The organism is Hydrogenophaga sp. (genome assembly GCF_031426985.1).
GTDB lineage: Bacteria > Pseudomonadota > Gammaproteobacteria > Burkholderiales > Burkholderiaceae_C > Hydrogenophaga.
This window is the reverse complement of sequence record NZ_JASJOY010000219.1, coordinates 1-9,280: the sequence shown is the minus strand read 5'-3', so window position 1 is coordinate 9,280 and position 9,280 is coordinate 1. Positions and strand designations below refer to the sequence as shown.

The 9,280-nt window shown below is 68.1% G+C and carries 9 protein-coding genes; 5 read left to right on the top strand and 4 right to left on the bottom strand.

The features are described 5' to 3' along the window. Positions 1–224: 224 nt before the first annotated feature. A complete protein-coding gene (locus RMP09_RS22040) occupies positions 225–734 on the bottom strand; it encodes a MarR family winged helix-turn-helix transcriptional regulator (protein WP_310568119.1) in 510 nt (169 codons plus the stop codon). A 222-nt stretch (positions 735–956) separates the two neighbouring features. Here RMP09_RS22040 and RMP09_RS22035 point away from each other — a divergent pair, with 222 nt between their 5' ends. The 4 genes from RMP09_RS22035 to RMP09_RS22020 all read left to right on the top strand — a co-directional run bounded on the left by RMP09_RS22035 (position 957) and on the right by RMP09_RS22020 (position 6,490). Then, a complete protein-coding gene (locus RMP09_RS22035) occupies positions 957–1,106 on the top strand; it encodes a hypothetical protein (protein ID WP_310568118.1) in 150 nt (49 codons plus the stop codon). A gap of 445 nt (positions 1,107–1,551) precedes the next feature. Next, positions 1,552–2,838 carry an HlyD family secretion protein gene (locus RMP09_RS22030; RefSeq protein ID WP_310568117.1) on the top strand — a complete coding sequence of 429 codons (1,287 nt, stop codon included), beginning with the start codon at positions 1,552–1,554 and terminating at the stop codon, positions 2,836–2,838. Continuing rightward, positions 2,835–5,003, top strand: coding sequence for a peptidase domain-containing ABC transporter (locus tag RMP09_RS22025; protein ID WP_310568116.1), 2,169 nt, complete (start codon positions 2,835–2,837; stop codon positions 5,001–5,003). The genes RMP09_RS22030 and RMP09_RS22025 overlap by 4 nt, the downstream gene beginning before the upstream one ends. Further along, entirely contained in the window at positions 5,000–6,490 is a 1,491-nt protein-coding gene (locus RMP09_RS22020) for a TolC family protein (RefSeq protein ID WP_310568115.1), read from the top strand. Before RMP09_RS22025 ends, RMP09_RS22020 begins: the two co-directional genes overlap by 4 nt. Positions 6,491–6,726: 236 nt before the next feature. Here the strand turns inward: RMP09_RS22020 and RMP09_RS22015 are convergent, their stop codons facing one another. Next, a complete protein-coding gene (locus RMP09_RS22015; RefSeq protein WP_310568114.1) occupies positions 6,727–7,365 on the bottom strand; it encodes a CoA transferase subunit B in 639 nt (212 codons plus the stop codon). 53 nt (positions 7,366–7,418) lie between these two features. Further along, positions 7,419–8,123 carry a CoA transferase subunit A gene (locus RMP09_RS22010; protein ID WP_310568113.1) on the bottom strand — a complete coding sequence of 235 codons (705 nt, stop codon included), beginning with the start codon at positions 8,121–8,123 and terminating at the stop codon, positions 7,419–7,421. A gap of 110 nt (positions 8,124–8,233) precedes the next feature. On the opposite strand from RMP09_RS22010, the gene RMP09_RS22005 reads away from it, so the two are divergent. Next, positions 8,234–8,794 carry a LuxR C-terminal-related transcriptional regulator gene (locus RMP09_RS22005; RefSeq protein ID WP_310568112.1) on the top strand — a complete coding sequence of 187 codons (561 nt, stop codon included), beginning with the start codon at positions 8,234–8,236 and terminating at the stop codon, positions 8,792–8,794. Between the two features lie 120 nt (positions 8,795–8,914). Here the strand turns inward: RMP09_RS22005 and RMP09_RS22000 are convergent. Further along, on the bottom strand, positions 8,915–9,280 hold a 366-nt coding region (locus RMP09_RS22000; RefSeq protein WP_310568111.1), incomplete at its 5' end, for a tripartite tricarboxylate transporter substrate-binding protein.

Sequence of the window (9,280 nt, the reverse complement as noted above, 5' to 3'; positions counted from 1 at the left end):
AGAACGGCAGCTTCCCAAGCTTCATACGAGGGTTCGATTCCCTTCACCCGCTCCACATCTCTGCAAGACCTTGATTTGATTGAAAAAAATCAGGGTTTTCGCCACCTGCTACAGCACACCCATACAAAGGTGTGCCTTGCAGAACCTCCTACGCCACCGCTTAGAAACCTGCGCCGCGCGGCACGCCTGAAGCCGGGCAAGGCCAGGGCGGTGTCGCGCGAGGTCTACATGTCCGCCAGCGGGATCTGCGCGGCGTCCTCATCCGCCTGCAGCACGGCAATCAGTTCGGTCAGGTTGCGGTGCAACTGGTCAATGGTTTGCGGCGAGAGTCTTTGCAGGGCATCCGGCAGCACGCCTTCATAAGGTCCGGTCACGCGCCTGAGCAGATTCGTGCCCGAGGGCTCCACAAAGATCTTGACGCTGCGTCGGTCCTGCTCGGATTTTTCGGTGCGCACCAGGCCTTGCGCCGAAAGCTGGCGCAGCAGATTGCTGGCCGTGGATTGGTGGATGTCCATGGCGACGGCCAAGGCGTTCACCCCGATCCCGGGCTGCTGGTGGATCACGTGCAAGGCCCAGATCAAGGCGCCCCCCACGCCGACTTGCTTTTCGACCCGCTGGAAATGCGCCCGAACCGCGTTGAACACCACGCGAAACTGCCTCAGGACCAGGGCGGTCTGCTGCAGGTCAACGTCGGGAGGATCGATTCGGATGGTGTCGGGGAGTCGGGCGGGCATGGTGCGATGGGAGGTGGAACCGGTTTCCAACGTATTGCATCACGCAGGCCCTCCCGCCAGCGGCCTGTTCCGCAATTTTTCCTTGGCGGGCGATCAAAACGGTGACTTCCGGGAACATGGCGACCCAGCGGTGCCACACGAGCCGGCGCATCGTCATCACGGAAAAGGCCGATCGGCCCATCGGGCGACCATCCAGATGCCCTGCCTGGCCATGAGCCCGGCATGACGACGCCCCTCGTTCGGGGTGCCACCTCAACTGAAAAAAAAGCCTTCCGGCCACTGACCGGAAGGCTTGAAGTTTTCTACACCTATTCCATTGAAACATCTGCCGATTGCCAGCAGATGGCGCCAATTATAATTGAACAAATGTAATTTTGGCAACATGTTCTCTGTGCTGCTGACAGTTGACGACGTCAAACCTTGGGCCGGCGTCCCGAAAAAGACGTGAGGACTCGCTGCGATGCCCCGTGGGCTGGCAGCGTCACGGCAGCGCTGAATCCCTCCCCCAGCGGCTTGGGCGCCCCAGCGAACGCTCGCAGACAGCCGTCGTTCCTGGGTCCTGATCCAGCCCCAGCCAGCCCTGTTCAAAACCGCATGCGTTCCGGTGGATTCATGGCCCACCAGGGGGTGGTTCTTGCCAGCCTTCCGCGCCACCGCGGCCATGCCACGGTGACAAAGCGCGACAAATGTCCGCTTGCGGGTGCTTTCGACCCCTGCACCGGCCGGGCCTGAGCGGACGCAGCACGTACACTTTCGATGGACAGTGGGACGCTGCCGTGGCCCATGCAACACCGCCACCCGCACAGGCCAGCACGCCGTGAAACCTCCCGCCCCACCCGCCGCCGGACGCCTGTTCCGCACCGAAGCCCTGGGCCACCAGCGCACCCACGTGCTGGGGACCATCGTGCTCACGCCCCGCCTCTCCACTTTCTGGTTCAGCGTGGTGGCGGCCTTGATCGCGCTGGCGCTGATCGCATTTCTGCTGCTGGGCAGCCACACCCGGCGCGTCACCGTCACGGGGCAGCTCGTGCCCGTCGGCGGGCTGATCCGGGTGCACACGCCGCAATCCGGCGTGGTGCACGAGCGTCACGTCAGCGAAGGACAGTTGGTGCGCAAGGGTGCCGTGCTCTACATCCTGAGCAGCGACCGCCAGGGCGACGGCGCCACCGAACTGCAGGCCGACATCGCCCGCCAGGTGGGCGTGCGCAAGGACTCGCTCCAGCAGGAGATCGACCGCTCGCGCCAGGTGCAGGAAGGTGAGCTGCTGAGCCTGCAGCGCCGCGCCGACACGCTGCGGGGCGAGACGGCCATGATTGCGGCCCAGATCGAGCAGCAGAAGACCCGCCTGACCATCGCCGAGGACACGCGCAAGCGCTACCAGGGCCTGGCCGAACAGGACTACATCGCCCGCGAAGAGCTGCAGCAGAAAGACATCGACCTGACCGAGCAGCGCTCGCGCCTGCGTGGGCTGGAGCGCGAGGCCCTGGGTGTGCAGCGCGAACTCGGGCAGGTGCAGCAGGATCAGGCAGCGACCCGCCTTCGCCACGCCAACGATCTGGCGCTGCTCGAACGCGAACTCTCCCGCACCGACCAGCAGCTGACCGAGGTGGAGTCGCGGCGACGTGTGGTGGTGACAGCGCCGGAAACCGGCCGGGCCACCCTGGTGTCCACCGGCGTCGGTCAGACAGTGGACGCCAACCAGGCCCTGGTCACGCTGGTCCCCACGGCCGGCGAGCTGGTGGCCGCACTCCAAGCGCCCAGCAGCAGCATCGGCTTCGTGCGGCCGGGTGATGTGGCACTGCTGCGTTTCAAGGCCTTCCCGTACCAGAAGTTCGGCCAATTCGAAGGCACGGTGGGCGCCGTCTCGACCTCGGCCATCGACCCCTCCCAGCTCCCGGCCGTGACCGCGGCGGGTTCTGCGCCGGCCGAGCCGCTCTTCGCCATCCAGGTGAAACTCAAGCCCAGCACCCTGCTGGCCCAGGGTGAGCCGCTGCAGCTGCAGGCTGGCATGCAGCTGGAGGCCGACATCCTGCAGGAGCGCCGCAAACTCTACGAATGGATGCTCGAACCCTTGTTCAGCGTGACCCGGCGGATCGAACCATGAGCTGGACCGACAGCCTTTCCTTTGGCATGGGCCGCTCGCTGCCCGTGATCCTGCAGACCGAGGCCGCCGAATGTGGTCTGGCCTGCCTGGCCATGGTGCTCAACCACCACGGCGCCTCCACCGACCTGGGCGCACTGCGCTCCCGCCACGCGATCTCCCTCACCGGCGTCACGCTGTCGACGCTGACCGACATCGCCCAGCACGAACAGCTGGGCACGCGCGGCCTGCGGCTGGAGCTGGACGAGCTGCCCCAGCTGCGCCTGCCGGCGATCCTGCACTGGGACCTCAACCACTTCGTGGTGCTGCGGTCCGTGGGCAAGGGTCACATCGTGGTGCACGACCCGGCCTTCGGCGAGCGCCGGCTGACGCTGGAAGAAACCTCGCGGCACTTCACCGGCGTGGCGCTGGAGCTCTGGCCCAACCCCGGCTTCGCGCCCCAGGAGGAGAAGACCCGCATCCGCCTGACGCAGCTGATCGGCCAGGTCTCGGGCTTCTGGCCTTCGCTCGCGCAGGTGCTGATGCTGTCGCTGGCGCTGGAGGTGTTCGGCCTGGTCTCGCCGCTGTTCATGCAGTGGGTGCTGGACCATGTGGTGGTCTCGCGCGACACGCAGCTGCTCACCACCCTGGCCCTGGGTTTTGGCCTGCTGATGCTGGTGCAGCAGGGCACCAGCCTGGTCCGCTCCTGGCTGCTCATGGTCATCAACACCTCGGTCGGCCTGCAGTGGAAGTCCAACGTGTTCGCGCACATGACCCGCCTGCCGCTGTCGTATTTCCAGAACCGGCACCTGGGCGACATCGTCTCGCGCGCCGGCTCGGTGAACCAGATCCAGAGCACGCTGACCTCGGCCTTCGTCGAAACCCTGTTCGACGGCCTGCTGGTGATCCTCACCCTGGTGCTGATGTTCGTCTACAGCCCCACGCTGGCCTGGGTGGCGGTGCTGGCGGTGCTGCTGTACCTGGCGGTGCGCCTGCTCTGGTACCGCCCGTTCTACGCCGCCAACGAAGAAGCCCTGGTGCGCGACGCCAGCCAGTCCAGCCACCTGCTGGAGTCCATCCGCGGCATGCGCGCGATCCAGCTGTTTGGCCGGCAGACGCAGCGCCAGGGCGCCTGGCAGACGCTGATGGTCAGCGCCACCAACGCGCGCCTGAAGATCGAGAAACTGCAAATTCTCTACAGCCTGGTGCGCGGCCTGCTGGGGGGCGCCTTCGCGCTGCTCATCATCTGGCTGGGTGCGCAGCAGATCATCGGCAACCAGCTCACCGTCGGCATGCTGATGGCCTTCATGGCCTACCGCGGCCAGTTCGACAGCCGCGTCACGTCGCTGATCGACAAGGCCATCGACCTGAAGATGCTGCGCCTGCACGCCGAACGCCTGGCCGATCTGGTGCTGACCCCGGCCACGCCGGCGGCCCAGCGGCTGGACGCGCGCGACCTGGCCCCGGCCGCGCCCGCTGTGCCGGCCCTGTCGCTGGACCAGCTGCGCTACCGCTACGCCGACGCGTCGCCCTGGGTGCTCGACGGCATCACGCTGGACATCGCGCCCGGCGAGGTGCTGGCCATCACCGGCCGCTCGGGCTGCGGCAAGACCACCCTGGTCAACCTGCTGCTGGGCACCTACGCCCCCACCGAAGGCCGGGTGCTGGTGAACGGTGTGCCGCTGGCCCAGGTGGGCGTGGACCGCTGGCGCCAGGGCGTGGCCACCGTGATGCAGGACGACACCCTGTTCGCCGGCTCCATCGCCGACAACATCGGTTTCTTCGACCCGCAGCCCGACCTGGCCTGGATGGTGGAATGCGCCCGCATGGCCGCCCTGCACGACGACATCGAACGCATGCCCATGGCCTACCAGACCCTGGTGGGCGACATGGGCACCGTGCTCTCGGGCGGGCAGAAGCAGCGCCTGCTGCTGGCGCGCGCGCTGTACAAGCGCCCGCAGGTGCTGATCCTGGACGAGGCCACCAGCCACCTCGACGTCGAGTCGGAGGCGCAAGTCAACGCCGCCATCGCTGCCCTGCCCGTCACCCGCATCGTGGTGGCGCACCGGCCCGAGACCATCCGCTCGGTGCCGCGCGTCGTGGCCCTGCGCGATGGCCGCGTGGCCTTCGACGGCCCGCCCGCCGACTACCTGCGCCGCATGGGTGACCCGACCCCGGCCGCCGCATGAAAGCCCGGCGACACCCCGGTCACCCGGTCGTGCGCGCCAGCGCCTGGGGCACCGCCCTGCTGCTGGTGGCGCTGACCGGCGCGCACGGCCAGACGCCCGGGCCCCGCTTGCGCCTGAGCGCGGCGCTGGCCCAGGCCCCCACCGTGCCGGCCGAACCGCAGGCGCCCGCCCACTGGACCCAGGACGCCCTGCGCTGGCAACCCGGCACCGGCGCCTGCACCGACCGAGCGCCCCCCCGCTGGGACCACCTGACGCTGGACGACGCCCTGGCCCACACGCTGTGCCAGAGCCCCAGCCTGCGCCAGGCCCTGGCCGATGTGGCCGAACAGAGCGCGGGCGTGGACATCGGCGACCTCGCGTCGCGCCCGCGCTGGAGCGCGAGCGCCGAATACAGCGGTGCCCGCAACTTCAATTCTTTCGGCCGTTCCGGCCGCACGCTCTCGGCCGGCCTGGGCCTGAGCTGGGTGCTGTTCGACTTCGGGCAGCGCAGCGCCAGCCTGCAGGCGGCCCGGCAGGCGCTGGCAGCGGCCTTGGCGGCGCAAGACAACACGCTGCTGGAGGCGGTGCGCGAGACGCTGCGGCTGTACAGCGACGGCGTGGTCGCCGCCGCGGCACTGGACGCGAGCCAGGAGGCCGAAGCCTCGGCCGAGCAAACCGCGGCGGCCGCACAGGCCCGCTACGAAGCCCAGGTGGGCAACCAGATCGAACGGCTGCAGGCCCAGACCGCGCTGGCCCAGGCCACGCTGGAGCGTGTGCGCGCCCAGGGCACCTGGGACAACGCACGCGGCCAACTGGCCCTGGCCCTGGGCGCCGACATCGCACAGGCGCTGCGGCTGGCCGACTGGGAGGCCTGGGCCCTGCAGCGCCCGGCCCCACCCGACTTGCAGGCCCTGCGGCAGGAAGCCCGTGAGCAACACCCTCGCCTGCGGTCGGCCCAGGCGCAGATCGATGCCCTGCGCGCCCGGCTGGACGCGGTGCGGGCCGACAGCCAAGGCAGCGTCAGCGTCAGCGCCAGCGGCGGCAACTCGCGCAACTGGGGCGCGGCCGGCCGCGGCAACATCCCCGCCGCCAACGCCGCCGTGGTGGCCAGCATCCCGCTGTTCAACGGCCGCGAGGCCGATGCCCAGGCGCGCCAGGTGCTGGCGCAGATCGCCTCGCGCGAAGCCGAACGCGAGACGGTGCAGCGCGACCTCGACCGCCAGATCTGGCAGGCCCACCAGGCCTGGCGCACCAGCCAGCAAAGCCTGCAGGCCAGCGAACGCCTGCTCGAATCGGCCACCGCCACCCAGCGCGTGGCGCAGGGGCGCTACAAAGCCGGCGTCGGTTCCATGCAGGACCTGCTGAATGCCCAGTCCACCCTGGCCGATGCGCGGCGCCAGCGGGTCAGCGCCTTGATGGAACAGCTGACCACCCAGACCCAGCTGAGCCTGGCGGCCGGCCGGGTGGGCCCCTTCGGCCCAACACCCTGGACCACCCGCCCCCGCTGACCCTCCACCGGCGACGGGCGAAAAAAAACGCCCCCGCAAGCGCAGGGGCGTTGATGGGCCGGAGCCGGTCGCCGATCAGAGCGACAGGTCTTCCACCGGGCAGGTCGGCTTGGGCTCGCAGCCGGTGCTGGTGTAGCCGCGGTCTTTCGTCCCCGGTGGTGCCGCCGCCGGAGCCGCCCGCCCCATGAAAAAAGCCCCGCAGTGCGGGGCTTTCCGGTGGCGGCCAGGGGCACTGCTCAGATCAGCGGCACGCCGGTCTTGCTCTGGATCTCTTCGCGCGTCACGCCGTCGGCCAGTTCCACCAGCTTCAGGCCCTCGGGCGTCACGTCCATCACGCCCAGGTCGGTGATGATGCGGTTGACCACGCCCTTGCCCGTCAGCGGCAGGGTGCATTCAGGCAGGATCTTCAGGTCGATGGTGCCGTCCTTCTTCTTGGCGACGTGCTCCATCAGAATGATCACGCGCTTGACGCCGGCCACCAGGTCCATCGCCCCGCCCATGCCCTTGACCATCTTGCCGGGGATCATCCAGTTGGCCAGGTCGCCCTGGCCGGTGACCTGCATGGCGCCCAGGATGGACAGGTTGATCTTGCCGCCGCGGATCATGGCAAAGCTGTCGTGGCTGCCGAAGATGGCCGAGCCTTTCATCGTGGTCACGGTCTGCTTGCCGGCGTTGATCAGGTCGGCGTCCACCTCGTCCTCATAGGGGAAGGGGCCGATGCCCAGCATGCCGTTCTCGCTCTGCAGCCACACCTCGACGTGCTCGGGCACGTGGTTGGCCACCAGCGTCGGGATCCCGATGCCGAGGTTCACATAGAAACCGTCTTGCAGTTCCTGGGCCGCGCGTGCGGCCATCTGGTCTTGGGTCCATGCCATGTTCGTTTCCTTTCGTGTTGGGGACAGAGCTGAAGGTCTGTCCCGCAAGAAAATTAGACCTTGCGTTCGCGGGTGGTGCGCTTTTCGATGCGCTTCTCGGGCGTGGGGTTGTGCACGATGCGGTGCACATAGATGCCGGGCAGGTGCACGTCGTCCGGCGCGATCTCGCCGGTCTCGACGATGCGCTCGACCTCGACGATGCAGACCTTGCCGGCCATGGCTGCGGCCGGGTTGAAGTTGCGCGCCGTCAGGTTGAAGCGCAGGTTGCCCGACTTGTCGGCCACGTCGGCCTTGACCAGCGCCACCTCGGGGAACAGCGCGTGTTCCATCACATAGGTCTCGCCGCCGAACTCGCGCAGTTCCTTGCCCTCGGCCACCAGGGTGCCGACACCGGTCTTGGTGAAGAAGGCCGGGATGCCGGCGCCGCCAGCGCGCAGCTTCTCGGCCAGCGTGCCCTGGGGCGTGAATTCCAGTTCGAGTTCACCGGCCAGGTACTGGCGCTCGAACTCCTTGTTCTCGCCCACGTAGGACGAAATCATTTTCTTGATCTGGCGCGTCTGCAGCAGCTTGCCCAGACCGAAGTCGTCCACGCCGGCGTTGTTGGAAATGGCGGTCAGGTTCTTCACACCCGAATCGCGCAGGGCGTCGATCAGGGCTTCGGGGATGCCGCAGAGGCCAAAACCGCCTACTGCTATCAGCTGACCATCGGCCACCACGCCCTGGAGGGCTTCGGCCGCGCTGGGATAGATCTTGTTCACGTGAAAAGACTCCAGTGGTTGAACAAACAGGGATCGAGACAATCGAGTGGCTGGACGATACTACGTATCCGCATACGTAGTTTGACCTAGAGACTAACCCGGACACCACCATGGACCAGATCGACTACCGCCTCGCTTTCGACCTGGCGCCGGTGGGCCTGGCGCTCTCGCGCCAGCGCACCATGGTGGACTGCAACCAGGCCCTGTGCGAGATGTTCGGCGCAGCGCGCGAGCAGCTCGTGGGCCAGAGTTTCCGCATCCTCTACCCCAGCGCGGACGAGTACGAGCGCACCGGCGCCCGCATCGTGCCCATCCTGGGCCGCGGCGGCACCTACGCGGACGAACGCATCATGCAGCGGGTGGACGGCCGCTTCAAGGGCGAGACCTTCTGGTGCCACGTGACCGGCCGCGCGCTGGACCCGGCCGACCCGCACGCCGCGGGCATCTGGAGCTTTGAAGACCTGAGCGCGCGCCGGCCGGTGGGCGCCGCGCTGACGCCGCGCGAGCGCGAAGTGGCCGCCTGCCTGATGGACGGCCTGACCAGCAAGGAAATCGGCAAACAGCTGGGCATCAGCCACCGCACGGTGGAAATCCACCGCGCGCGGCTGATGCGCAAGTACCAGGCGCACAGCACGCCCGACCTCGTGCACAGATTGATCGCGGGCAGCTGACGGCGATCCGGCGCCGGGCAGCCCCAAGCCGGATCAGCCCCATGGACCCGCCGAAGACCGGGCCCCTTCCCGGTCATGGGGCAGCGACCCGCGCAGCGGCGAAGCGTGGGGGCTGTCGGTTCACTGCGGCTGGTAACCGCTGGCCTGGATGATCTTTGCCCAGACCTCGCGGTAGGCCACTTCGCGCTTGCCCAGTTCGGCACCGCTCATGAAGCCCACGGTCAGGCCCATCGCGGTCAGCCGCTCCTTCACGTCGGGCATGGCCACCACCTTCTGCAGGCCGGCGGCCAGTTTGTCCAGCGCGGCCTTGGGCGTGCCGGCGGGCGCGAACAGGCCGTAGTAAGGCACTTCTTCAAAACCCTTGATGCCCAGTTCGGTGAAGGTGGGCACATCGGGCAGCGCCGCCTGGCGCTGGGTGCCCATGACGGCGGCCACGCGCAGCTTGCCGGCCTTGTGGTTCTCGATGAAGTCGGGCACCGAGCCCAC